The sequence below is a fragment of the Clavibacter californiensis genome (genome assembly GCF_021952865.1).
GTDB lineage: Bacteria > Actinomycetota > Actinomycetes > Actinomycetales > Microbacteriaceae > Clavibacter > Clavibacter californiensis.
This window is the reverse complement of record NZ_CP040792.1, coordinates 344,532-367,193: the sequence shown is the minus strand read 5'-3', so window position 1 is coordinate 367,193 and position 22,662 is coordinate 344,532. Positions and strand designations below refer to the sequence as shown.

The 22,662-nt window shown below is 73.7% G+C and carries 29 protein-coding genes; 15 read left to right on the top strand and 14 right to left on the bottom strand.

Annotated elements, in window-relative coordinates; genetic code table 11:
* The first annotated feature begins 59 nt into the window (after positions 1-59).
* The 5 genes from rpmB (at position 60) to FGD68_RS01960 (ending at position 3,302) form a co-directional block, all read left to right on the top strand.
* Positions 60-296 carry a 50S ribosomal protein L28 gene (gene rpmB, locus FGD68_RS01980; protein ID WP_012039624.1) on the top strand — a complete coding sequence of 79 codons (237 nt, stop codon included), beginning with the start codon at positions 60-62 and terminating at the stop codon, positions 294-296.
* Entirely contained in the window at positions 296-463 is a 168-nt protein-coding gene (gene rpmG, locus FGD68_RS01975; protein WP_011187086.1) for a 50S ribosomal protein L33, read from the top strand. Before rpmB ends, rpmG begins: the two co-directional genes overlap by 1 nt.
* A 2-nt stretch (positions 464-465) precedes the next feature.
* Positions 466-771 (top strand): 30S ribosomal protein S14, encoded by a 306-nt coding sequence (gene rpsN / locus FGD68_RS01970; protein ID WP_012039623.1) that lies wholly within the window; start codon positions 466-468, stop codon positions 769-771.
* 131 nt (positions 772-902) lie between these two features.
* On the top strand, positions 903-1,190 hold the full coding sequence (locus tag FGD68_RS01965) for an HU family DNA-binding protein (RefSeq protein ID WP_012039622.1): 288 nt from the start codon (positions 903-905) through the stop codon (positions 1,188-1,190).
* Positions 1,191-1,322: 132 nt separating this feature from the next.
* Entirely contained in the window at positions 1,323-3,302 is a 1,980-nt protein-coding gene (locus FGD68_RS01960; RefSeq protein ID WP_119373636.1) for a cytochrome c oxidase assembly protein, read from the top strand.
* Between the two features lie 33 nt (positions 3,303-3,335).
* On the opposite strand, the gene FGD68_RS01955 is transcribed toward FGD68_RS01960, so the two are convergent.
* Together FGD68_RS01955 and FGD68_RS01950 are read right to left on the bottom strand one after the other, a co-directional pair.
* Positions 3,336-4,007 (bottom strand): DUF998 domain-containing protein, encoded by a 672-nt coding sequence (locus FGD68_RS01955; RefSeq protein WP_237609709.1) that lies wholly within the window; start codon positions 4,005-4,007, stop codon positions 3,336-3,338.
* Positions 3,986-4,618, bottom strand: a complete 633-nt coding sequence (locus FGD68_RS01950; RefSeq protein WP_237609708.1) for a hypothetical protein — start codon at positions 4,616-4,618, stop codon at positions 3,986-3,988. Before FGD68_RS01950 ends, FGD68_RS01955 begins: the two co-directional genes overlap by 22 nt.
* A 174-nt stretch (positions 4,619-4,792) precedes the next feature.
* Here FGD68_RS01950 and FGD68_RS01945 point away from each other — a divergent pair, with 174 nt between their 5' ends.
* The 4 genes from FGD68_RS01945 to FGD68_RS01930 are packed head-to-tail and all read left to right on the top strand — an operon-like array spanning position 4,793 to position 7,470.
* Positions 4,793-5,494 carry a hypothetical protein gene (locus FGD68_RS01945; protein ID WP_104235793.1) on the top strand — a complete coding sequence of 234 codons (702 nt, stop codon included), beginning with the start codon at positions 4,793-4,795 and terminating at the stop codon, positions 5,492-5,494.
* Positions 5,487-5,783: a transcriptional regulator gene (locus FGD68_RS01940; RefSeq protein WP_104235794.1), complete on the top strand. Its 297-nt coding sequence runs from the start codon at positions 5,487-5,489 to the stop codon at positions 5,781-5,783. Before FGD68_RS01945 ends, FGD68_RS01940 begins: the two co-directional genes overlap by 8 nt.
* Entirely contained in the window at positions 5,780-6,721 is a 942-nt protein-coding gene (locus FGD68_RS01935) for an ABC transporter ATP-binding protein (protein ID WP_394803936.1), read from the top strand. Before FGD68_RS01940 ends, FGD68_RS01935 begins: the two co-directional genes overlap by 4 nt.
* Positions 6,718-7,470, top strand: a complete 753-nt coding sequence (locus FGD68_RS01930) for an ABC transporter permease (RefSeq protein ID WP_119373625.1) — start codon at positions 6,718-6,720, stop codon at positions 7,468-7,470. The genes FGD68_RS01935 and FGD68_RS01930 overlap by 4 nt, the downstream gene beginning before the upstream one ends.
* 31 nt (positions 7,471-7,501) lie before the next feature.
* Here the strand turns inward: FGD68_RS01930 and FGD68_RS01925 are convergent, their stop codons facing one another.
* The gene (locus FGD68_RS01925; RefSeq protein ID WP_119373626.1) at positions 7,502-8,506 is read right to left on the bottom strand and encodes an iron-siderophore ABC transporter substrate-binding protein; all 1,005 of its coding nucleotides are present in this window, start codon (positions 8,504-8,506) and stop codon (positions 7,502-7,504) included.
* A gap of 102 nt (positions 8,507-8,608) precedes the next feature.
* Here FGD68_RS01925 and FGD68_RS01920 point away from each other — a divergent pair, with 102 nt between their 5' ends.
* The 3 genes from FGD68_RS01920 to FGD68_RS01910 are packed head-to-tail and all read left to right on the top strand — an operon-like array spanning position 8,609 to position 11,623.
* A complete protein-coding gene (locus FGD68_RS01920) occupies positions 8,609-9,667 on the top strand; it encodes a FecCD family ABC transporter permease (protein ID WP_119373627.1) in 1,059 nt (352 codons plus the stop codon).
* A complete protein-coding gene (locus FGD68_RS01915) occupies positions 9,664-10,770 on the top strand; it encodes a FecCD family ABC transporter permease (protein ID WP_237609707.1) in 1,107 nt (368 codons plus the stop codon). Before FGD68_RS01920 ends, FGD68_RS01915 begins: the two co-directional genes overlap by 4 nt.
* A gap of 16 nt (positions 10,771-10,786) precedes the next feature.
* Complete coding sequence (locus FGD68_RS01910) at positions 10,787-11,623, top strand: ABC transporter ATP-binding protein (protein WP_104235800.1); 837 nt, start codon at positions 10,787-10,789, stop codon at positions 11,621-11,623.
* 22 nt (positions 11,624-11,645) lie between these two features.
* Here FGD68_RS01910 and FGD68_RS01905 read toward each other — a convergent pair whose 3' ends face one another.
* The gene (locus FGD68_RS01905) at positions 11,646-12,068 is read right to left on the bottom strand and encodes a VOC family protein (RefSeq protein ID WP_119373052.1); all 423 of its coding nucleotides are present in this window, start codon (positions 12,066-12,068) and stop codon (positions 11,646-11,648) included.
* A 124-nt stretch (positions 12,069-12,192) separates the two neighbouring features.
* Positions 12,193-13,212 (bottom strand): hypothetical protein, encoded by a 1,020-nt coding sequence (locus tag FGD68_RS01900; RefSeq protein ID WP_119373051.1) that lies wholly within the window; start codon positions 13,210-13,212, stop codon positions 12,193-12,195.
* Positions 13,213-13,342: 130 nt separating this feature from the next.
* On the opposite strand from FGD68_RS01900, the gene FGD68_RS01895 reads away from it, so the two are divergent.
* The gene (locus tag FGD68_RS01895) at positions 13,343-14,644 is read left to right on the top strand and encodes an ATP-dependent DNA helicase (protein WP_012039613.1); all 1,302 of its coding nucleotides are present in this window, start codon (positions 13,343-13,345) and stop codon (positions 14,642-14,644) included.
* A gap of 31 nt (positions 14,645-14,675) precedes the next feature.
* On the opposite strand, the gene FGD68_RS01890 is transcribed toward FGD68_RS01895, so the two are convergent.
* The 3 genes from FGD68_RS01890 to FGD68_RS01880 all read right to left on the bottom strand — a co-directional run bounded on the left by FGD68_RS01890 (position 14,676) and on the right by FGD68_RS01880 (position 16,674).
* A complete protein-coding gene (locus tag FGD68_RS01890) occupies positions 14,676-15,374 on the bottom strand; it encodes a hypothetical protein (protein ID WP_104235803.1) in 699 nt (232 codons plus the stop codon).
* Positions 15,375-15,503: 129 nt separating this feature from the next.
* Entirely contained in the window at positions 15,504-15,923 is a 420-nt protein-coding gene (locus FGD68_RS01885) for a DUF4383 domain-containing protein (protein WP_043583712.1), read from the bottom strand.
* Between the two features lie 100 nt (positions 15,924-16,023).
* Positions 16,024-16,674, bottom strand: a complete 651-nt coding sequence (locus FGD68_RS01880; protein ID WP_104235804.1) for a dienelactone hydrolase family protein — start codon at positions 16,672-16,674, stop codon at positions 16,024-16,026.
* A gap of 55 nt (positions 16,675-16,729) precedes the next feature.
* Between FGD68_RS01880 and FGD68_RS01875 the strand changes: the two genes are divergently transcribed.
* Positions 16,730-17,443 carry a DUF305 domain-containing protein gene (locus FGD68_RS01875; RefSeq protein WP_119373050.1) on the top strand — a complete coding sequence of 238 codons (714 nt, stop codon included), beginning with the start codon at positions 16,730-16,732 and terminating at the stop codon, positions 17,441-17,443.
* A gap of 99 nt (positions 17,444-17,542) precedes the next feature.
* Here FGD68_RS01875 and FGD68_RS01870 read toward each other — a convergent pair whose 3' ends face one another.
* Together FGD68_RS01870 and deoC are read right to left on the bottom strand one after the other, a co-directional pair.
* A complete protein-coding gene (locus FGD68_RS01870; protein ID WP_119373659.1) occupies positions 17,543-18,838 on the bottom strand; it encodes a M18 family aminopeptidase in 1,296 nt (431 codons plus the stop codon).
* Positions 18,838-19,560 (bottom strand): deoxyribose-phosphate aldolase, encoded by a 723-nt coding sequence (gene deoC / locus FGD68_RS01865; RefSeq protein WP_119373660.1) that lies wholly within the window; start codon positions 19,558-19,560, stop codon positions 18,838-18,840. The genes FGD68_RS01870 and deoC overlap by 1 nt, the downstream gene beginning before the upstream one ends.
* A 107-nt stretch (positions 19,561-19,667) precedes the next feature.
* On the opposite strand from deoC, the gene FGD68_RS01860 reads away from it, so the two are divergent.
* A complete protein-coding gene (locus FGD68_RS01860; RefSeq protein ID WP_119373661.1) occupies positions 19,668-19,886 on the top strand; it encodes a hypothetical protein in 219 nt (72 codons plus the stop codon).
* A gap of 22 nt (positions 19,887-19,908) precedes the next feature.
* Here FGD68_RS01860 and FGD68_RS01855 read toward each other — a convergent pair whose 3' ends face one another.
* From FGD68_RS01855 to FGD68_RS01840, 4 genes are all read right to left on the bottom strand, one after another.
* The gene (locus FGD68_RS01855) at positions 19,909-20,112 is read right to left on the bottom strand and encodes a hypothetical protein (RefSeq protein ID WP_119373662.1); all 204 of its coding nucleotides are present in this window, start codon (positions 20,110-20,112) and stop codon (positions 19,909-19,911) included.
* An 89-nt stretch (positions 20,113-20,201) separates the two neighbouring features.
* The gene (locus FGD68_RS01850; RefSeq protein ID WP_237609706.1) at positions 20,202-21,113 is read right to left on the bottom strand and encodes an NAD(P)H-hydrate dehydratase; all 912 of its coding nucleotides are present in this window, start codon (positions 21,111-21,113) and stop codon (positions 20,202-20,204) included.
* A complete protein-coding gene (locus FGD68_RS01845; RefSeq protein ID WP_119372661.1) occupies positions 21,097-21,834 on the bottom strand; it encodes a histidine phosphatase family protein in 738 nt (245 codons plus the stop codon). The genes FGD68_RS01850 and FGD68_RS01845 overlap by 17 nt, the downstream gene beginning before the upstream one ends.
* Entirely contained in the window at positions 21,831-22,613 is a 783-nt protein-coding gene (locus tag FGD68_RS01840) for an MBL fold metallo-hydrolase (RefSeq protein WP_119372662.1), read from the bottom strand. Before FGD68_RS01840 ends, FGD68_RS01845 begins: the two co-directional genes overlap by 4 nt.
* Between the last annotated feature and the right edge of the window lie 49 nt (positions 22,614-22,662).

The window sequence follows — 22,662 nt, the reverse complement described above, 5'->3', positions numbered from 1 at the left end:
GTGCCGACAAGAAATCTTGGGTAGGGCGGTCTCGCCCTACGGTACCTACGGAGGAAACCATGGCAGCAACCTGCCAGGTGACCGGCGCCGTCCCCGGCTTCGGACACAACATCTCGCACTCGCACCGGCGCACCAAGCGCCGCTTCGACCCGAACGTGCAGAAGAAGACGTACTACGTCCCCTCGCTGCGTCGCAACGTCAAGCTCACGCTCTCCGCGAAGGGCATCAAGGTCATCGACGCCCGCGGCATCGAGTCCGTCGTCAAGGACATCCTCGCTCGTGGGGTGAAGATCTAATGGCCAAGCAGCAGGACGTCCGTCCGATCATCAAGCTCCGCTCGACGGCTGGCACCGGGTACACGTACGTGACCCGCAAGAACCGCCGCAACAACCCCGACCGCCTCGTGCTGAAGAAGTACGACCCGGTCGTCCGCAAGCACGTCGACTTCCGCGAGGAGCGCTAAACATGGCCAAGAAGAGCAAGATCGCCCGCAACGAGCAGCGCAAGGTCATCGTCGAGCGGTACGCCGCGAAGCGCCTCGAGCTGAAGAAGGCCCTCGTGGACCCGAACGGCACCGACGAGAGCCGCGAGGCTGCCCGCGCCGGCATCCAGCGCCTCCCGCGCGACGCCTCGCCCATCCGCGTGCGCAACCGCGACGGCATCGACGGTCGCCCCCGCGGCAACCTGTCGAAGTTCGGCATCTCCCGCGTGCGCTTCCGTGACATGGCCCACCGCGGCGAGCTTCCGGGCATCACGAAGTCCAGCTGGTAGGTTCCAAACGGCCGCACGGCCGAACGGACCGCTGATGGCCTCTTCGGCTCGCGCGGTCCGCTGACGTAGACAGATCCCATCCACCACACGGCCGCTCGCGAAGAACGGCACCAGGTCCGAGGAGGACACCAATGGCTGACAAGTCACTCAACCGCACCGAGCTCGTTGCCGCCGTCGCCGCGGAGTCGGGCCAGAGCCAGGCCGCCGTCAACGGCGTGCTGGACGCGCTCTTCTCCACCGTCGCGACCAACGTCGCCGACGGCGTCAAGGTCACGATCCCGGGCTGGGTCGCGTTCGAGCAGACGGCTCGCGCCGCGCGCACGGGCCGCAACCCGCAGACGGGCGAGCCGCTCGAGATCAAGGCGTCCAAGGGCGTCAAGGTCTCCGCCGGCAGCAAGCTCAAGGCCGCCGTCAAGTAGTCCTCCTCACCACACGCCCAGCGGGGGCGCCGACTCCGGTCGGCGCCCCCGCTGTGTCGTTCCCGGCCGCTCGCGCGGGTGCCGACGGCCGCCAGCCGCCCGTCAGGACGGGCGAGTTAGGCTGATCCCCTCATGCCCAGACTCCTCCGCGTCGCGGGGCCCGCCGCCCTCCTCATCGTCGCGTTCCTCTCGCTGCTGGCCGCGCTCGCCATCGGTGGAGGCGCCGCCCCGCAGCTGCTCGAGGACGCCGGGCCCGTGGTCCGCTACGGCCTGCCCGCCGCGAAGATGATGGTGAACATCTCGGCGGCCACGGCCATCGGCGCGCTGCTGCTCGCGGCCTTCGCGCTGTCCCGCCAGCGCCCGGAGTACGGCCGCGCGCTGGACATCGCGGCCGCCGGTGCCGCCCTCTGGACGGTCGCCTCCGCGATCACCGCGTTCTTCACCTTCCTCAGCGTCTCGGGCACCGCCTTCTCCTTCAGCGCCGAGTTCGGGACCAGCCTCGGCCTGGTGCTCACGCAGATCTCCGTGGGCCAGGCCTGGCTCGCGACCACGCTGATCGCCGCGACCGTCACGGTGCTGTGCTTCGCGGTGCGCAACCACACCGCCATCGCGTTCGTGCTCGTGATCGCTGTCGGCGGCCTCGTGCCCATGGCGCAACAGGGCCATGCGGGTGGCACCGAGGGCCACGACGCCGCGGTCAACGCGCTCGGCCTGCACCTCGTGTTCGCGGCGATCTGGCTGGGCGGGCTCCTCACGATGGTGCTGCTGCGGTCGAAGCTCGACGGTGACCGGCTCGTGCCGGTGCTGCGCCGGTACTCGGCGGTCGCGCTCGTGTGCTTCGTGGTCGTGGCGGCGTCCGGGTACGTGAGCGCGGAGATCCGCGTCGGCTCGCTCGACCGGCTGCTGACCGCGTACGGGCTGCTCGTGCTCATCAAGGTCGCGGCGCTGCTCGCGCTCGGCCTCTTCGGCGCCGCGTACCGGCGCGTTCTCATCGGGCGGCTCGAGGAGCGCGGATCCGCCGCCCGCGGGCCGTTCTGGTGGCTCGTGACCGCTGAGCTCGCGTTCATGGGCGTCGCGTCCGGCGTGGCCGCCGCGCTCGCCCGCACGGCGCCGCCCGTGAGCCAGGTCGTCGCGACGCAGCTGCCGGATCCGACGCCCGCGCAGATCCTCACCGGCGAGCCCCTGCCGCCCGAGCTCACGCCCATGCGCTACCTCACCGAGTGGAACTTCGACCTGCTCTGGATCCTGCTGTGCGCCTTCGGGATCTTCTTCTACCTCGCCGGCGTGCACCGCCTGCGCAAGCGCGGCGACGCCTGGCCCATCCACCGCTCGATCCTCTGGGTCGCCGGCATGATCGGCCTCTTCTACATCACCAACGGCGGCGTGAACGTCTACCAGAAGTACCTCTTCAGCTCGCACATGCTGGCGCACATGGTGCTCGCCATGGTCATCCCGCTGCTGCTCGTGCCGGGCGCTCCGGTCACGCTCGCGATGCGCGCCATCCGCAAGCGGCAGGATGGCAGCCGCGGCGGGCGCGAGTGGATCCTCATGGCCGTGCACTCGAGGTTCGCCTCGTTCGTGGGCCACCCGATCGTGGCGGCCGTGCTGTTCGCCGGATCGCTCCTGGTCTTCTACTACTCGCCGCTGTTCAGCTGGGCGACGACCGACCACATCGGGCACCAGTGGATGATCGTGCACTTCCTCATCGTCGGGTACCTCTTCACGCAGAACCTCATCGGCGTGGACCCGATGCCGGTGCGCCTCGCCTACCCGATGCGCCTGCTGCTGCTGCTCGCGACCATGGCGTTCCACGCGTTCTTCGGGCTCTCGCTCATGACCGGCACCGGGCTGCTGCTCGCGGATTGGTTCGGCGCGATGGGCCGGCCGTGGGGCGAGTCGGCGCTGGCCGACCAGCAGGCGGGTGGCGGCATCGCGTGGAGCATCGGCGAGATCCCCACGGTGATCCTCGCGATCGTCACGGCCATCATGTGGAGCAAGAGCGACAAGCGGGACTCCGTGCGGTACGACCGCAAGGCCGACCGGGACGGCGACGCCGAGCTCGAGGCCTACAACCGCAACCTCGAGGCGCTGCAGGCGGCCGAGCGGCGCTGATCCGGCTCGCCCGCTGGCCTGCTCGCTGTCGGGTCAGTCGATCGCGCTCTCGCGGTGACGGCGGGCGGCCACGAGCACGGCGATGCCCGCCGTCAGCTCCCACGCGGTGACCGTGTAGACCGAGCCGCGCTCCCAGATCCCGTCGATGTCGGACCCGCCGAGGGCCAGGAGCAGGGCGAGCGCGACGAGGCCGACGACGCCCAGCGCGACGCTTGCGACGCGGAAGGCGCGCGCGGCGCCGACGCGGCCGGAGCCGAGCCCCGCGACGATCGACGCGGCGTTGCCCGCGATGATCGCCATCCCGGCGCCGACCGCGTGCATCCAGCCGATGCCGCTCGCCGCGCTCGACGCGCTGCCGTGGATGAGGCCGACCACCGTGATCCCGACGGCGTGCAGCACGGCGAGGGCGAGGAAGGCGCGGCGGGGGCCGGCGCGGAGGGCACGGGTGAGGATCACAGCGGCCACGAGGTAGAGGACGCCCTGCAGGATGAAGCCCGCGTTCATCACCGCGTGCAGCGGGGAGTCGATGGCGCGGCCCTGGTACTCGGCGACGTCGGGCACGCCGAGGTCGCTGATGTAGTTGGCGGAGTAGCTGTAACCGGGGAAGGCGGATGCGGCTACGCCCTCGGTGCCGACGTAGACGACGGCGGCGGCGATCCAGGCGAGGCCGGCGGTGGCGGGGATCAGCGGCGGACGCGGGACCATGTCACCTCCGACTCGGCGACGACCGGGAACATGCAGCCCGCGGCCACCTGGGCGTCGAAGTCGGCGCCCGTCGTGTCGGCGAGCATCATCATCGCGTGCGGGAACTCGGCGCGGTCCCCCGAGGCGTCGCGGTAGCGATCGACGTGGGCGATGCGGGCACCCGTGCCGTCGGGCTCCAGGTCGGGCTGCCAGGCGCTCATGTGGAACACGTCCGGGAGGCAGCCGCGCTTCGGCTGGTACTCGTCGAGGAGGACCAGGCTGATGGCGCCCGGCACGTCGTCGAGGCCCGTCAGGCGGATGTCGATGCCCGCGGCCCCGATGTCGGTGAAGGTCAGCGTCCCGACGGCGTCGCGGGTGCCCGCGACCGTGACCTCGCCGGAGCCGAGCTCCACGGGATCGGATGCGACCGGGCGGATCGGCAGGGGGTCGGGCGAGGACAGCGCGGCGGGCGTCGGGCGGGCAGCCGGGATGGTGGCGGCCGGGCCGGCTGCGGGCGGCGCCGTGCATCCCGCGAGGGCCGCGCCGACCGCGAGGGCCGCTGCCGTCACGGCCGTGGCCGTGGCCGCGACCGGTGCCGAACGGCGCGCGCGGCGGCGGGGTCTGACGTGCATCGGGCTCCTGTTCCTGCGCCGTGACGGAGGCCACGACGCTCCTGACGATCATGGTGGAGGCCGGCCGGGACCGCATCATCCGAGCGCATCCGTTGACACAGCAAAGCAGTTTGCGATACAAAGTAGCCGCGGGCGGGAGCCCAGCGGGCGACGGTCGCCCGCGGAGGGGACACCATGGACGAGCAGGCACGCAGCCAACGGCCCGGCGAGGCGCAGACGACCGACGACGACGAGAGCATCCCCGACGCGCATGCCATGTACGCGCTCATGGAGGACCAGCGCCGCGTCACCATCGACGCGCAGACGTCGTTCGTGTGGGTCATGCACCTCAGCTGGGGCGTGGCCTGGATCCTCGGGTACCTCGCGCTCTGGTCCATCGACGGGTCGGCGACGTTCTCCCTCGAGACGCCGGTGGCCGCCGGGATCTTCGCGACGCTCATCGGCACGGCCTCCGTCATCAGCATCATCGTGGGCGTGCGCAGCGGCTCCGGGGTCAAGGTCTCTCCCGCGTCCGCCTGGCAGAGCCGGGTCTACGGCATCAGCTGGTCGGCCGCCATGATCGCGGTCTACATGCTCGGCGCCGGCCTCATCGCCAACGGCATGTCCGGCACGCTGACCGCGGTCTACTTCACCTCCGCGTTCGCGCTCGCCGCCGGGCTCATGCTGCTGTCGACCGCGGCGCTGTTCCACTCGCGGTCGTCGCTGCTGCTCGGATCCATCCTCCTGGCGTCCGCCGTCGTCGCGCCCTTCGCGGGCTACCCCGGCACCTACCTCGTGATGGCGCTCGTCGGCGGGGGCGGCTACCTCGTCACCGGCACCACGCTCGTCGTCCAGGCGTCGCGGGTCCGCCGTCGGCTCCGGGCGCACCATGCCTGACCTCGACCCCGTGATCCACGCCCAGGCGCGGCTGCGGATCGTGTCCGCCCTCGCGACCCTCGACGAGGGGGAGTCCCTCGCCTTCCCCCGACTCCAGGAGATCCTCGACATGACCGCAGGCAACCTGTCCACCCACCTCCGCAAGCTGGAGGACCCCGGCTACGTCCGCGTGCAGAAGACGCACGAGGGTCGGCTGCCGGTCACCTACCTGGCGCTCACGACCACGGGTCGGCGCGCGTTCGAGGACTACCGCGAGGCGCTCCGCGAGATGCTCGGGGTGGAACGGTGAGCGCCGCAGCGCGGGCGTCATCGGCGTCCGCGCCGCTGGCCGAGCTCCGGGATGCGGTGAAGCGGTTCGGTGCCACGACGGCCCTCGACGGCGTCACGCTGGCGGTCGGCGAGGGCGAGATGGTGGGGCTGCTCGGCCCGAACGGCGCCGGGAAGTCCACGATGCTCTCGCTCCTCCAGGGGCTGCGCGCGCCGACCTCCGGCACGGTGCGGCTGTTCGGCGGCGACCCGGCGGACGCGCGCTCCCGGGTGCGGCTGGGCTGCACGCCGCAGGAGACGGCCCTCCCCGCGACGCTGCGGGTGGGCGAGGTCGTGGACCTCGTGCGGGCGCACTTCCCGGATCCCGTCCCGACCGCGGAGCTCGCCGACCGCTTCGGCTTCGCCGACCTCCTCCGCCGCCAGGCCGGCGGCCTCTCCGGCGGGCAGCGGCGCCGCGTGAGCGTCGCGCTCGCGTTCGCCGGCCGTCCGCGACTGGTGCTCCTCGACGAGCCGACCACCGGACTCGACGTCGACGCCCGGCATGCGCTGTGGGAGGCGCTGCGGCGTGAGCGGGCCGCGGGCACGACGCTCGTGGTCACCAGCCACTACCTGGAGGAGATCGAGGCCCTCGCGGAGAGGGTGGTGGTCGTCGACGGCGGCCGCGTGCTCGTCGACGACCAGCTGGAGTGGGTCCTCGCCCGGGTCGCGAGCCGGCGCGTGACGCTCGCGGTGCCCGGCGGCACGGCCGTGGACGGCCTCGCCGGCGTGCTGCGCGCGGACCGGGCCGGCGCGGATCCCGTCGACGGCTGGATCCCGCTCGCGCTGGCCGTGCACGACTCCGACGCCTTCGTGCGCGACCTCGTCGCGTCCCGGATCCCGTTCCGCGACCTCGCGGTGCGCGGGGCCAGCCTCGAGGAGGCCTTCCTCGCCCTCACCGCAGAACGGACGGATGCCGCGTGAGCACCGCGCGCCTCACCCTGGTCCACGCCCGCTACGAGCTCCTCGAGACGGTGCGGATCCCCATCGCCGTCATCGGGGCCCTCGTGTTCCCGGTGCTGTCGCTGCTGTTCTTCGTGGTGCCGCAGCGCGTCGTCGCCGACGATCCGCTCCTCGCCACGCAGGCCGTCATCAGCCTGTGCGTCTTCGGGGTGCTCGCGAACGGCCTGTTCGGCTTCGGGCTCGGCATCGCCGAGAAGCGCGAGAAGCCGTGGGATCCGTACCTCCGCACGCTCCCCGCGCCCGCGATCTCGCGCGTCGTCGGCCTGATCCTCGCCACCGGCGCGCTCTCCCTCGCGGCGGTGGTGCCCGTCGTGGTCGTGGGGGCGCTGCTGACCGAGGCGGAGGCGCCGCCCCTGCGGATCCTCGCCGGGTTCGTCGCGCTCGCCGCGGTCTCGGTGCCGTTCATGCTGCTGGGCATGGCGGTCGGCTACTCGCTGCCGTCGAAGGGCGCCGTCGCGGTGGTCCAGGTGCTGATGTTCGGGCTGGCCTTCGCCGGCGGGCTGTTCCTGCCGCCGCAGATGTTCCCGGGGTGGCTGGACGCCCTCTCCCAGGGCCTGCCGTCGCGTGCGGCCCGGGACCTCGTCGTGTGGGCCGTGCAGGGGGGACCGCTGAACGCGTCGGCCGTGATCGCCTGGGCCGCGTGGACCGCGGGGGCCCTGGTGCTGGTCCTCGTGCTGCACCGCCGGGACGAGGGCGCGCGCTACCGCTGACGCCCCCGCCGGCGGATGCGCCGGATCCGGATCAGCTCGTGGCGGTCTCCAGCAGCGGCACGAGCTGGTCGAGCGCGTACCCGGTGGAGAGCGTGGTGCCGATCGAGTAGGCCGACGAGACGTCGCCGTCCAGGACGATCGAGTGGCCGGCCGCGACGGCGGGGATCGCCTGCCACAGCGGATCGTCGGTGATGACGGACTTGTCGATGAAGATCGGGAACGCCACGATCACGTCGGCGTCGAGCAGGTCGAGCTGCTCGGAGGAGACGTCGACGGAGAAGCCGCCGGCATTGACGGGGATCCCCGCGATGGTCGGGCTCTGCTCGAAGCCGAGCCGCTCGAGGAAGGCGACGCGCTCGCTGCCCTCGGCGTAGGCGCCCCAGCCCTCGCTGGTCTTGGTGGCGGCGGTGGCCGTCTTGCCCTTCCAGTCCGGGTGCGCGGCCTCGACCTGGTCGAAGCGCTGGTCGACGGCGTCGAGGAGGGCGTCGCCCTGGTCCTCGCGGCCGAGGGCCTCGGCGACCATGTCGACCTGGTCCTCCATGTCGGTGAGGTAGCTGTCGGCGCCCTCGGGCACGCCGATGGTGGGGGCGATCTGCGAGAGGCGGTCGTAGCGGGCCTGGTCGCCGGAGCCCTTGGTGTCGAGGATGAGGTCGGGCTTGAGCGCCGCGATCGCCTCGTAGGAGGGCTCGAGCGTCTCGATGAGCTGCGGCTCCTGCGTGTAGAGGCCCTGCGCCCACGGGCCGACGCCGTCCGCGTCGGCGCCGAAGCCGAGCCAGTCGGACGCGCCGACGGGCTGGACGCCGAGGGCGAGCGCGGTCTCCGCGTCGCCCCAGCCGAGGGCGACGACGCGCGTGGGCTCGGTCGGCACGGTGACGTCGCCGAACTTCGTGTCGACCGTGACGGGGAAGGCGCCGGTGGCGGATCCCGACGCGGGCGGAGCCGAGGCGCCCGGGTCGGAGGAGGCGGTGCATCCGGTGAGGGCGAGCGTCGCGACGGTGAGCGCGACGAGGGCGGAGCCGGTGGTGGGGAACCTCATGGTGCGGGGCCTCTCGGGTGTTCGGGTGCGGGCTGACGGACCGGTGTGGATCCCGTCAGGCAAGGGGAGCCTAACCTAAGGGCAGGGTAGGCTCGTCGGGCCATGTCGCTCCGGGTCCTCACGCGCGCCTCCGCTCCCGACGCCCCCGAGGGCCGGGCGCGGAGCGGTCTGTCACGCGCGGCGGGCCTCATGCTGGCGCTCGGCGTGCTCGTGCTGGCGTCGCTCGCGAGCATCGCGATCGGCTCCCGCGACATCCCGCTCGGCGCCGTCGTCGACGCCCTCGCGGGCCGGCCGCGCGACCCGGCCGAGCTCGTCGTGATCCTCGACCTCCGCATCCCGCGCACCCTCGTCGGCCTCGCCGCGGGCCTCGCGCTCGGGGTCGCGGGCGCGCTCATCCAGGCCGTCACGCGGAACCCATTGGCGGATCCCGGCATCCTCGGCGTCACCGCGGGCTCGGCCTTCGCCGTCGCCATCGCGACGGGCGTATTGGGCGTGACCGCCGTGAGTGGTTACCTCTGGTTCGCCTTCGGGGGCGCGCTCGTGGCGGCCGTGGTGGTCTACGTCGTGGGATCCGCGGGACGCGGCGGCGGGGATCCGGTGCGCCTCACGCTGGCCGGGGTCGCCCTCGGCGCGGTGCTCGCGGGCATCACCTCGGGCATGCTGCTGGCCGACCCGCAGGGCTTCAGCGCGATGCGCGCGTGGGAGTCGGGGTCGCTGCAGGACCGCGGCTGGGACGCCCTCGTGCCGGTCGCGCCGTTCCTCGCGGCGGGCGTCCTGCTCGCCGCCCTCATCGCCCGGAGCCTCGACGCGGTCGCGCTCGGCGACGACCTCGCGCGGTCCCTCGGGGCGAACGTCGTCGTGGTGCGGGCCGTCGCCGTGGTGGCCGTGACGCTGCTGGCGGGCGGCGCGACCGCGATGGCCGGGCCGATCGCGTTCGTGGGGCTGATGATCCCGCACATCGCGCGCTGGATCGTCGGGCCCGACCAGCGCTGGATCCTCGCGTACACGATGGTGCTCGCGCCCGTGCTGCTGTTGGCCGCCGACGTCGTGGGCCGGATCGTGCTGCGGCCGGCCGAGCTGCCCGCCGGGATCGTGACGGCCGTGCTGGGCGCGCCCGTGCTGATCCTGCTCGTCCGCAGGCAGAGGGCGTCGGCGCTGTGAGCGCGCCCGCTCGCGCCGGCCGCCACCCGGACGCGACCCGGTCAGGGGCGACCCGACCCACCGCGGCCCGCCCCGCCCGCGTGGCCGGCACCGTCCGCCTGCCCGTGGTGGGGATCCGCCTGCAGCGCCGCGAGGTGCTCGTGGGCGCGGCGCTCGCCGTCGCGACCGTCGCCCTCGCGCTGGTGGCGCTCGGCACCGGCGACTTCCCGCTCACGGTACCCGAGGTGATCCGCGCGATGGCGCTCCCGGACGGCTCCTTCGCGTCCACCATCGTCCTCGAATGGCGCCTGCCGCGCGTGCTCGCCGCGCTCGCGTTCGGCGCGGCGCTCGGTGTCGCGGGCGCCGTGTTCCAGTCGCTCACGCGCAACCCGCTCGGCTCGCCCGACATCATCGGCTTCTCGACGGGCTCGTACACGGGCGCGCTGATCGTGACGACGCTCGCCGGCGCGGCCTTCCTGCCCACTGCCGTCGGCGCGCTCGCGGGCGGGCTCGGCACGGCGCTCGTCGTCTACCTGCTCGCGTACCGTGGCCGCGTGCAGGGGTTCCGGCTGATCATCACGGGCATCGCCGTCACGGCGGTGCTGCACGGGGTCAACACGTTCCTGCTGCTGAAGGCGGGCACCGAGGTGGCGATGGCCGCGTCGATCTGGGGCGCCGGATCCCTCGCGCTCGTCGGCTGGGACCGCGCGCTCCCCGCCTTCGTCGCCCTCCTCGTGCTCGCGCCGGCGATCCTGCTGCTGTCCGCGCCGCTGCGCCAGCTCGAGCTCGGCGACGACGCCGCGCGTGCCCACGGCGTGCGGGCCGAGCCGACGCGCCTGGCGCTGCTGATCCTCGGGGTCGCCCTCACGGCGATCGTGACCGCTGCCGCAGGTCCCATCGCGTTCGTCGCACTCGCGGCCCCGCAGATCGCGCGCCGCCTCACCCGCAGCGCCGGCCTGCCGCTCGTGCCGGCCGCGCTCACGGGCGGCCTGCTGCTCCTCGCCGCCGACTTCGCCGCCCAGCACGCGCTGCCGGGGACGGTGCCCGTCGGGATCGTCACGGTCGTCGTCGGCGGCGCATACCTGATCGCGCTGCTGATCCGCGAGGCGTCCCGACGTGCCTGACGCAGCCTGTGACCCGATGGGAGATCCACCCGTGGACGACACCGCGCCCGCCACCGCAGCGCCCACCGCGCCGCGCCTCCGCGCCGAGGGCGTCACGCTCGCCTACGACCGCCGGGTGATCTCCGAGGCGCTCGACGTCGACGTGCCCGACGGCTCCTTCACGGTCATCGTCGGCCCGAACGCGTGCGGCAAGTCGACCCTGCTCCGCGCCCTGTCGCGCCTGCTCGCGCCGACGGCCGGCAGCGTGCTCCTCGACGACCGGCCGCTCGCGTCGTACCGGGCGAAGGAGGCCGCGCGCATCATCGGCCTGCTGCCGCAGAGCGCCATCGCGCCCGACGGGATCACGGTGGCCGACCTCGTGGCGCGAGGCCGGTTCCCGCACCAGAACCTCATCCGCCAGTGGACCCCGACCGACGAGGACGCCGTGCAGGCAGCCATGGCCGCCACGGGCGTCGCCGACCTCGCCGCCCGGCACGTCGACGAGCTCTCCGGCGGACAGCGCCAGCGCGTGTGGGTCGCGATGGCGCTCGCCCAGCAGACGCCCGTGCTGCTGCTGGACGAGCCGACGACGTTCCTCGACATCGCCCACCAGATCGAGCTGCTCGACCTCCTCGCCGACCTGCACCGCGACGGCAGCACCATCGTCGCCGTGCTCCACGACCTCAACCACGCCGCGCGCTACGCCGACCACCTCATCGTGATGAAGGACGGCCGCGTGGTCGCCTCGGGCGCCCCGCGCGACATCGTCACGGCCGAGCTCGTCGAGGAGGTCTTCGGTCTCCCCTGCCTCGTGATCGACGACCCCGTCTCGCACACGCCGCTCATCGTGCCGCGCGGCGGCCGCTGGGCCTGAGACGGCGACCCGGCCGCGCGGATCAGACGGCGGGAGCCGGCTGTGCGATCGACACCATCCAGTCGATCCCGAAGCGGTCGGTGCACATGCCGAACCGGTCGCCCCACGGCGCCACCTCGAGCGGGAGGACGACCGTGCCGTCGGCCGTCAGGGCGTCCCACCAGCCGGTGAGCACCGTCTCGTCGTCGCCCGAGAGGGAGAGCGTGATGGCGGATCCGCTCGGCACGCCCATCGACGCCGGGGTGTCCGACGCCATGAGCACGAAGCCCGCGCCCGAGGTGAGCTGGCCGTGCATGACCTTGTCGGCCTCGGCCGGGTCGAGCGCCATGCCGCCCTCGCCGAAGGTCGTCGTCTGGACCTCGCCGCCGAAGATCCCCTGGTAGAAGCTGAGCGCGTCGGCGGCCTGGTCGCGGAAGGACAGGTAGGGGGTCATGATCGCGGACATGGGGGCGCTCCTCGGGTGGCGGATCCCCGCGGTCTGCGACGAGCCTGATGGATCCCGATCCTGGCCCTGCCCGCCCCGGGCCGCACCGTCACGTCGCGAGAGGGTGCCCGCGAGCGACCGGCGACTAGAGCCCCTGGATCCGCACGCCCGACGTCTCGTCCACGCTCACGCGCCAGCTCACGCTGAACGGCACGTCCTCGTCGAGGTCCTTCACGCTGCCGTCGTAGAGGGAACGGACGGGGACCTCGATGTGCGCGGTTCCGACGGTCGACGGCACCACCCAGTCGAGGTCGGCGGGGTCATCGCTCGCCGGCTGCAGCGTGATCTCCGGCACGGTCGTCATGCTCCACACGGGCGGCGCGGTGATCCGGTCGCGGATCGTCTTCCCGAACGGGCAGCCCGACGGGAAGAGCACGGCCTGCGTCGTGCACTCGGTCAGGTACGCCTCGACCTCCGACTGCACGGAGGCGACGAGCTCGTCGGTCGGCTCCGCGTCGATGCGCGCGGGGACGACGCTGCCCGGTTCCGTGACGGCGACCTCGGCGTCCGCCGCCTGGAGGTACTCCGACGCGTGGTCGAGCGCGAGGGACGCGGGCGCGAGCACGAGGTACGTGGATCCGGCACCCGCGGCCGTCTCCCCGCCGGGCGTCGCGGAGACCGCCACCCCGTTGGCCGTGAACGTGGACGCGTGCCGCAGCTCGAGGTCGATCGCCGCGACCGGGCTCGTCGCGAACTCCCACCGGGCGAAGAGGCCGAGGGCCGCGGGGGTCTCGCGAACGCGGAACTCGGTGGATCCGGGACCCGACGGCAGTGAGTAGGAGTACGTGACCGCGCGCTCGCCGTCGCCCGCGGGCTCGTCGGACACGAGCTCCACGTCGGCGAGGCCGGGCAGCGCGCGGGCGTCGAGGAGGGCGCGGCTGCCGTCGTCCGGCAGCACGACGCCGGGCGTGGCGAGCGCGTCGCGGCTGTCCTCGCGTGCCAGCGCGTCGAGGTAGGAGCGCACGAAGCCGTGGGCGCTGTAGGTGCCCTGGTTGAGCGCGGCGACCGTGCCGAGGAACGCCCCGACGAGGAGCGCCGCCAGCAGGGACCAGACGACGACGGCCCGACGCAGCTCGCCGCGCACGTCGACGGCGGGGCTCGGCATGCGGATCATCCTACGGGCGGGGCATCGACGCCTCGCCGGGCGGGCGCCGGGGTAGATTCGAGTGCGCATCGCGCGGCGTCGCCGCCGCCGTACGCGCACCCTCCCGTCCCCGACCCGCCAGGAGCCCCGCGTGAGCACGGTCCCCCTCTCCCCGGAGCAGGCCGCGGTCTTCCAGGCCATCGAGGGGACGCGCGACCACATCTTCGTCACGGGTCGCGCGGGGACCGGCAAGTCGACCCTCCTCACGCACCTGTCGTGGAACACCGAGAAGCAGATCGTCATCTGCGCGCCCACGGGCGTCGCGGCGCTCAACGTCGGCGGGCAGACCATCCACTCGCTGTTCAAGCTGCCCATCGGGGTCATCGCCGACGAGGAGATCGAGCAGACCGGCGAGCTGCGGAAGCTCCTCAACACCATCGACACGCTCGTCATCGACGAGGTCTCCATGGTCAACGCGGATCTCGTCGACGCCATCGACCGCAGCCTCCGCCAGGCGCGCCACAAGAAGGACGTGCCGTTCGGCGGCGTGCAGGTCGTGCTGTTCGGGGATCCGTACCAGCTGGCGCCCGTCCCGGGCGACGGCGACGAGCGCGCCTACTTCGCCGACCGCTACCGCTCCATGTGGTTCTTCGACGCGAAGGTGTGGGAGGAGGCGCAGCTGCGGATCTACGAGCTCACCGAGATCCACCGGCAGCACGAGGAGGCGTTCAAGGAGATGCTGAACGCCGTGCGCCACGGGCGGGTCACGGCGGAGATCGCGGGCGTCCTGAACGCGGCCGGTGCCCGGCCCGCGCCGACCGACGGCGCCATCACGCTCGCCACGCGCAACGACACCGTCAACCGGATCAACGCGGAGGCCCTGAAGCGCCTGCCCGGCCGCTCGCTCACCGCCACCGCCGACGTCACGGGCGACTTCGGCGGCCGCACCTACCCGGCCGACGAGAAGCTGGACCTCAAGATCGGCGCGCAGGTGATGTTCCTCCGCAACGACGTCGACCAGCGCTGGGTGAACGGATCCGTCGGCGTCGTCACGCGCATCGACACGAACGTGTACGTGGAGCTCGACGGCGTGGTGCACGAGGTCGAGCCGGTCACGTGGGAGAAGCACAAGTACTCGTACTCGCCCACGACGAAGCAGCTGCGGCGCGACGTCGTGGCCGACTTCACGCAGTTCCCGCTGCGCCTCGCGTGGGCGGTCACCATCCACAAGTCGCAGGGCAAGACCTACGACCGGGCGATCGTCGACCTCGGTGCGCGCGTGTTCAGCCCGGGTCAGACGTACGTGGCGCTCAGCCGGATCACCGACATCGACGGCCTGTTCCTCACGCGGCCGCTGCGGCCGGGCGACATCATCGTCGACGAGAACGTGCGGCGGTTCATGAGCGAGGCCACGCGCATCCGCGTGACGCCGGCGGTCGCGCCCGCGAGCTGACCCGGGCGTCCGACGGCTGGAGCGCGCCGGCTCAGTGGCCGGAGTGCTCGCTCTGGATGCCGTCGAGGTCGATGGAGCTGTGCTGGCCGTGCGGGACGGCGAACTCGCCGGCGCGCGTGAGCGAGAGGGCCGGGGTGACGAGGCCGGCGACGACGAAGGCGCCGATGAGCACGCCCACCAGGTAGCGGCCGCCGGTGCGCTCGGGCTCGGGACCGGCGGGGGAGGCGGCCCCGGCGCTGGCCGCTGCCGGCAGCGCGGTGGCCACGCCGGCGGGCGACGCGGCGGCGGACGGGAACGGGGCGCCGGATCCGACGAGCTCGACGTCGGCCGGGAACGTCGCCTCGACGGCCGTGTACGCGTCCTGGGCCTCGGACTCGGCGCGGGAGCGGAGGTGGCGGCCGACGACCGCGGCGACCACGAGGTCGAGCAGGGTCGCGGCGAGCATGGGGATCGCGGGCAGGTCGCTCGTGATGCCGGGGGCGGACATGACGACCGCGGCGGTGACGAGGAGCGCCCAGCCGGCGACCGGGACGAGCGCGCCCAGGGCGGCCCAACCCGGGACCGGCAGGCGGTCGGAGCGGAGGACCGCGATGGCCCACGCGCCCTCGGCGACGCCGATGAGGAGGAGGGCCACCATGGCCGCGGGCGGTGATCCCGCCCCGACGGCCAGGTGGATGAGCGCGGCGCCCAGGGCGGCGAGGGCCAGCCAGTGGCGGATGAGCAGTGACACGTGCTGGTCCCTTCGTCGTCCCGGGCGCCGCGGGTGGTGCGGTGCTGCGTGCTGTCGTGCGATGGTGCGGGTGGTGCCGGTGATGCGTTGCGTGACGCGCCCGGTGCAGCGGCGCGGCGGGTGCGCTGCCTAGGCGGCGCGGGCGGCGCGGTTGCGGACGCCCTTCTCGGCGCCGAGGCCCACGATCAGCAGCACGACGGCGCTGCCGAGGTGCAGGAAGTGGTCCGCGGTGTTGAGCGCGAGGATGTTGAAGTCGGTGTTCACGAGGAAGAAGCCGACGATGCCGAGCGCGAGGTACGCGAATCCGATGGTGGAGTTCACGGCCTTGGCCGACGCGACGCTGGAGAGGCCGCCGATGAGGAGGGCCGCGCCGATGAGGAGGTGGGCCACGTTGTGGAACGGGTTCACCATGAAGATCCCGAGCAGCAGGCCGCCGTCGGAGGAGAAGAAGCCCCCGCTCTGCGGCGGGAACAGGAAGCCGAGAAGGCCGACGAGGACGTAGACGGCGCCGAAGACGGTGCCGAGCAGGCGGTTCGGGGACGAGCTCATGATGGTGCCTCCACTGGTAGGGAAGAGCCGGGGATCTCCCAGGCTCCTTACATTCGTACCGCCTAATCGAGCGGATTGGTGCCCATGCCGCGCAGATCGGTCACTGGTCTCCGAGATGCTCGAGGAGGAACGTCTCCGTACGGCGGTACGCGAGGGCCGCGGCGTCGGGATCCATGCGGTCGCGAAGGCTCGCGTTGGGGAACGCAGGGGTCGTGCCGGGGTAGGTGTGCGATGCGATGGGCGTGCCGTGCTCGCGGAGCCGACCGATGAACTCCTCGGGCCGCTGGTCGTCGATCCACTCGTCGTGCTCGGCGAGGTGGAGGAGCACCGCGCACGGGATGACGCCGTGCTCCTGGGGGCCGAGGCTCGCGCAGTAGGCGACGACCGCGTCGGCGCCGCCGTCCTGCGCCTCGAGGAGCGCGAGCCAGCCGCCGGGGGCGAAGCCGACGAGGCCGACGCGCCGGGATCCGCGGGCGCGTGCTGAGTCGATGCCGTCGCGGATCGTGCCGAGGGCGAACCCGACGTCGAGCTCGGCGGCGAGGCCCGCGGCGAGGCCGTCGTCGAGGGTGGCGCGGCCGTCGTAGAGGTCGGGGACGAGCACGTGGAAGCCCGCGCGGGCGAGCGCGAGCGCGTACTGGTCGAGCCAGGGGAGGCGGCCGTGGTCGTCGTGGACGAGCACGACCACGGGGCTGCCGGGTTCGCCGAACTCGAGGGTGGCTCCGGGATGCGGCAGGTCGACGATCTCGGGCATGGGGAGAACCTATCGTCGGGCCCCCGCGCGCCGCGCCGTGGAGGAGGATCGACGCATGGGATACCGCAAGCGCATCGCCGCCGCCACGACCGCCCTCGTCATCGCCGCCGCGCTCGCCGGCTGCTCCACGCCGCCGCGCACGCCCGAGGACGCAGCCAGCCCCAGCGCCGACGCGGCGGCCCCGTCCGAGACGGAGTCGCAGGGCTGGAACCGCGCCGACCTCTCCTTCGCCGAGGAGATGGGCGACCACGCCGCCGGATCCGTCGAGCTCGCCGTGGCCGCGCTGCAGGTGCGCGACCTGCCGCCGGGTGCGCAGGAGCTGGCCGCGCAGATCCGCGACGAGCAGGGCCCGCAGGCCAGGACGCTCGCGCAGCTCGCCGAGGCGTGGTCGGGCGAGGAGGGCGGATCCGGCGCGACCGGCACCGAGGACCGCGACGAGGCCGGCGGGGTGTCGGCCAGCAGCGGATCCGAGGACGGCAGCGCCGACGGCTCGGCGGACGGCGGCGCGTCCGAGGCTGACATCGAGGCGATGAGCGACGCCGCGTTCGATTCCGAGCTGCAGGTGCTCAAGGCGTCGAGCGGCACGGACGCCGGCCGGCTGTTCCTGCAGGGGATGATCGCCCGGCACCAGGCCGCGATAGAGCTGGCCGACGGGGAGGCGCAGCTCGGCACGTCGACCGAGGCGCTCGAGCTGGCGGGCGCGATGGCGGCGGCGCAGGGCGACCAGCTCACCAAGATGCGCGCGCTGCTGGAGCCGTACGGGGACTGATCCCCGGTGCACGACCGAGGGCCCGGCGCGGATCGCGTCGGGCCCTCGGTCGTGCAGTGCGCTGCGGTGCGTCGCTCGGGTGCGTCGCCCGGTCCGGCGTCAGCCGACCGGGCGGAGGAACGCCGCGGCCGCGGCGGCGAGGTGCCCCGGGTCGTCGGCGCCGCACAGCTCGCGGGCCGAGTGCATCGAGAGCAGCGGGATCCCGACGTCGACCGTGCGGATCCCGAGGCGCGTGGCCGTGATCGGGCCGATGGTCGAGCCGCACGGCACCGCGTTGCTGGACACGAACTCCTGGTACGGCACGCCGGCGCGCTCGCAGGCCAGCGCCCACTCGCGGGCACCGACGCCGTCCGTCGCGTAGCGCTGGTTCGCGTTGATCTTCAGCAGCGGGCCGCCGTTCGGAACCGGCCGGTTCGCCGGGTCGTGGCGGTCGGGGTAGTTGGGGTGCACGGCGTGGCCGGCGTCGGCGGAGAGGCACCAGGAGGAGGCGAACGCCCGCCGGCGGTCCTCCGAGGAGGCGCCGAGGCCGGCGGAGACGCGGCCGAGCACGTCCTCGAGGATGGGGCCGGCGGCGCCCGAGGGCGTCGCGGATCCGACCTCCTCGTGGTCGAAGGCGGCGAGCACCGCGACGGGCGCGTCCGGGTCCTCGTCCGCGGCGGCCGCGAGGTCGAGCAGGGCGGCGAGGCCCGCGTGCACGGAGCTGAGGTTGTCCATGCGGCCGGCGGCGAAGAGCTCGCCGTCGAGGCCGAGGGATCCGGGCGCCTGCGTGTCCGCGACGCCCACGTCGTAGCCGAGCACGTCGTCGGCGGCCACGCCCGCGAGGCCGGCCAAGTGGCCGAGCACGTCGGCGTCGGCGGGGGAGCCCGTGCCGAGGATCGGGGACATGTGGCGCTGCGGATCCAGTCGCAGGCCGTCGGTGTTGACGCCGCGGTCGAGGTGCACGGCGAGCTGCGGGAAGCGTAGGAGCGGGCCGGTGCGGACGAGGTGTCGGGATCCGTCGCGCATCACGAGGCGCCCGGCGAGCTCGAGGTCGCGGTCGAGCCAGGAGTTGAGGAGCGGGCCGCCGTAGACCTCGACGCCGGCCTGCAGCCAGCCGTCGGATCCGATGGTCGGCTTCGGCTTCAGCGTGAAGCCGGGGGAGTCGGTGTGGGCGCCGAGCACGCGGAAGGGCGTGGTGGCGTGCGCGCCGGCCGGCTGGATCCACGCGAGCAGCGCGCCGTCGCGGACGATGAACCGTCGCCCGGCGCCGGTGCGCCAGGCATCGCGCTCGTCGAGGCGGGCGAAGCCGGCGGCCTCGAGGCGGCGGGCACCCTCCTCGGCCGCGTGGAAGGAGGAGGGGGAGGCCTGGATGAAGCGGCCGAGGTCCGCGAGGTGCGCGCGGCGGTCGATCGGCATCAGTAGCCGCTCGATCCGAGCGCGCCGTTCTCGGGCGTCTGCACCGGACCCGCCAGCACGACCGCGCTGCCCGAGACGCCGAGGCGCGTGGCCCCCGCCTCGATCATCTGCACTGCGGTCTCGTAGGTGCGGATCCCGCCGGACGCCTTGACGCCCGCCTTGCCGTCGACCGTGCGGCTCATCAGCTCGACCGCGTGGACGGTCGCGCCGCCGGTGGGGTGGAAGCCCGTGGAGGTCTTGACGAAGTCGGCCCCGGCGGCGACGGCCGCCTGACAGACGGCGACGATCTGGTCGTCGTCGAGCGCGGCCGACTCGATGATCACCTTGAGCACGGCGGGCGCGGGCACTGCCTCGCGCACGGCGCGGATGTCGGCCTCGACGTCGGCGAAGCGGCCCTCGCGGGCGGCGCCCACGTCGATCACCATGTCGACCTCGTCGGCGCCCTGGCGGATGGAGAGCGCGGCCTCGGCGGCCTTGACCTCGCTGTGGTGCTTGCCGCTCGGGAAGCCGCAGACCACCGCGACCTTGAGGTCGGATCCCGCGGGCAGATAGAGCGGGAGCATCGAGGGCGAGACGCACACGGAGTAGGTGCCGAGCTCGACGGCCTCGGCGACGAGCGCGGCGACCTCGTCGCGCGTGGCCTCGGGCTTCAGGAGCGTGTGGTCGATGATGCGGGCGATCGCGGCCGTGTCGGTCGCGGGCGTGGACGGGCTGGTGCTCATGCGGGATTCCTCACGTCGTGCGGGACCTCGATCCTACGGCGGGGGTGCGGATCGGCCCGGCCGGACGGGGGTCAGCCGCCGACGCTCCGCGCCGGTAGCGTCGATGCGTGATCTCCGACGGCACGACCACCGCGCTCCTGTACGTGGCCCTCGCGGCCCTGGCCCTGGGGATCGTGCTCCAGGTGATCGGCGCCGTGAAGGGGATCCGCGTCCACGGCACCGGGAGGGTCGGGCTATTCGCCCAGCCCGTCCGCCCCTGGACGCTCGCGTCGCTCGGCGCGCTCGCGGTCAGCGTCCTCTGCTGCCTGCCGATCGTCTGGAGCTAGCGGAGCGCGACGGCCCCGCGGATCAGGAGTAGTCGGCGCCCGGGATGCCGGCGGGACGGTAGACGTAGCCGTCCGCCTCGGCGTCGAGCTCCCACACGACCTCCTCCTCGCTGAGCGAGGTGGCGCGGACGAAGCTCCTCACGGGCTCGCCGTTGAGGAACTCGACCTCGGTCTCCTCCGTGCCATCGGGGCCGACCAGCTGTGCGGTGTACGTCGAATCAGTCATGTTCCGACCCTACGACCGTCGGCGCGCGACGACCGGGCCCGGTGGGGATCCTCAGGGGACGCGCGACGGGACCAGCTCGGGAGGACGACTCAGGCCTCCAGCTCGACCAGGACGCGCGGGAGCTCGAGCAGCAGCTCTCTCGCGAGGTAGCCGAGCGGTCCCACCTGCACGGCCAGGCGGTCCCCGGCCGCGGCGTGCGCGTGGGTCGCCCAGACCGCCGCATGGGCCGGATCCGCTCCCCGGGCGCAGAGGCCGGCCACCGCGCCGCCGAGCACGTCGCCGGATCCGGATGTGCCGAGCCCGCTGCCGCCCGCGCCGATCGTCCAGGCCCGGCCGTCATGGGCGGCGACCACCCCACCCACGGAGACGACCGCGCCGTAGGACCGGGCGATCTCGCGGGCGTCGTCCACGGCGTCGTCGCCGGCCTCCCGCCCCAGCAGCCGCTCGGCCTCCGACGAGTTCGGCGTGAGCACGAGCCGCCCGGCGAGGTGCGCGGCCCACTCGCGGCACGCGGGGAGCACCCCCAGCGCGAAGGCGTCGAGCACGACGACGGCGTCGTCGGGGACGAGCATCGCGAGCAGGCGCACCATGCGCTCGGCCTCGTCCGCGTCGTCGAGCCCGGGGCCGAGGAGGACGGCGTCGGCGGAGGCGATGTCGTCCTGAGCGGCGCGGATCCCGGCGCCGCGCACCCGACCGGCGGCCGTCTCCTCGAGCGGCACGACGCCGCTCTCCGGCACCGCGACGGCGACCTCGGTCGCGACCGATGCACCCACCGCGAGCGTGAGCCGCCCGGCGCCGACGCGCAGCGCGGCGAGGCCGGAGATCATCGCCGCGCCAGGCGAGCGGAGAGCTCCGCCGACGACCACGACCTGGCCGCGCCCGTACTTCGATCCGGTCGCCGCGGGCAGCGCCCAGTCGCGCAGCGCGGCCGGCGTCACCACGTCCGCGGGCGCGTCGGTGCGTGCGTCGGTGCGTGCGTCGTCGTCATCGCCGTCGGTCATCGGGCTCTCCTCCGTGCTGGGTGACGGGGGCGCCGTGCCCGTCGAGGTGCTCCGTCGCGGAGAAGGCGCGGAGGGTCCACGGGCCGCGTCGGGCGGACGGCTCGAGGATCGTGACGGACGCGTTCGCCACGGTGTGCTGCGCCCGGAACGCGAGCAGCTCGGCCTCCGTGAGCCCGAGGCCGACGTACAGGAAGAGCATCACCACGGCGTCGTGCGTGGTGATCAGGGCGCGGCCGTCAGCGGCCGCGACCTCGGGATCCTGCAGGAACGAGCGGACGCGCAGCGCCACATCGGCCCAGGACTCCCCGCCGGGCGGCCGGTACGACAGCTTGCCGAGCCAGCGGCGACGGTCGTCCTCGTCGGGGTGCCGTGCGGCGACGCCGCGGGAGGTGAGGAGGTCGAGGATCCCCAGCTCGCGGTCGCGAAGCCGTTCGTCGGGCCGGACGTCCGCGTCGATGCCCGCCTCGGCCAGCGCGACCGCCGCCGTGCTCCTGGCCCGCAGGTAGTGGGACGACCACATGACCGTCGGCACGTCGGACCGGCTCGCGAGCCAGCGACCGAGCGCGCGCGCCTGGGCCTTGCCGACGTCGGAGAGCGGCACGTCCGGATCCCGGTGCTCCACCCCGATCACCTCGGCGCCGTCCCGGTCGGCCCGGCCCGCGGCGACGTTGGCCGTGCTCTCACCGTGGCGCACCAGCCACAGCTCGGTGAGGCCGGTCACGACGGGCCCACGGCGCGGGCCGCGGCGACGGCGGCGCGGATCCCGTTGGTCCAGGGCGCGCCGTGCCCGGGCAGCACGATGCGCGCGTCGATCTCCTCCAGCGCGGCGAGCGACCGGAGGGCTCGCCCGCTGTCCGCGGTGGCGGCACCCGCGACGATGCGGCAGCCGGTGCGACCCGTGTACGGATCCAGCGTCACGAGCGCGTCGCCCGTGATGAGCGCGTCGCGGTCCGGCAGGTGCAGCGCGACGTGGCCGTCGGTGTGGCCCGGGGTCGGGATGACGACGGGCCGGCCGGGCACGTCGAGCGGTCCGGCCGCGAGGTCGGCCACGGCGTCGACGCCCTCGACGCGCAGCGCGCCCGCGGCGGCCATGGCGGCGACCACGGGGATCGCGCGGCCGTGGCGGAGCGGGTACGCGAACGGCGTGCGCTCGCGGCGGTGGGAGTACGGGTGCCGGGCGATGTACGCGTCGCCCGGGTGCACGTGCACCGGGACGCCGAGCTGGCGGGCGGCCCGTGCGGCGGATCCGACGTGGTCGAAGTGCCCGTGCGTGAGCACCACGGCACGCACGTCGTCGGGCGTGCGGCCGATCGCGCGGAGGGCCGTGAGCAGGTGCGGCCAGGTGTCCGGGAATGCGGTGTCGACGAGGGTGACCCCGTCGTCGTCGTCGTCGATGAGGATCAGGTTCACGTGAGCGTGGGAGAGCAGGTGGACCCCCGGTGCCACGTCGCGCGCGAGCACGGGCGAGGCGGGATGGGGTGGGATTCCGGTGCGGATCATGCGGTCCTGTCGGGTCGGGTCGGGTCGTGTCCCGCGTCCCGGTGGACGT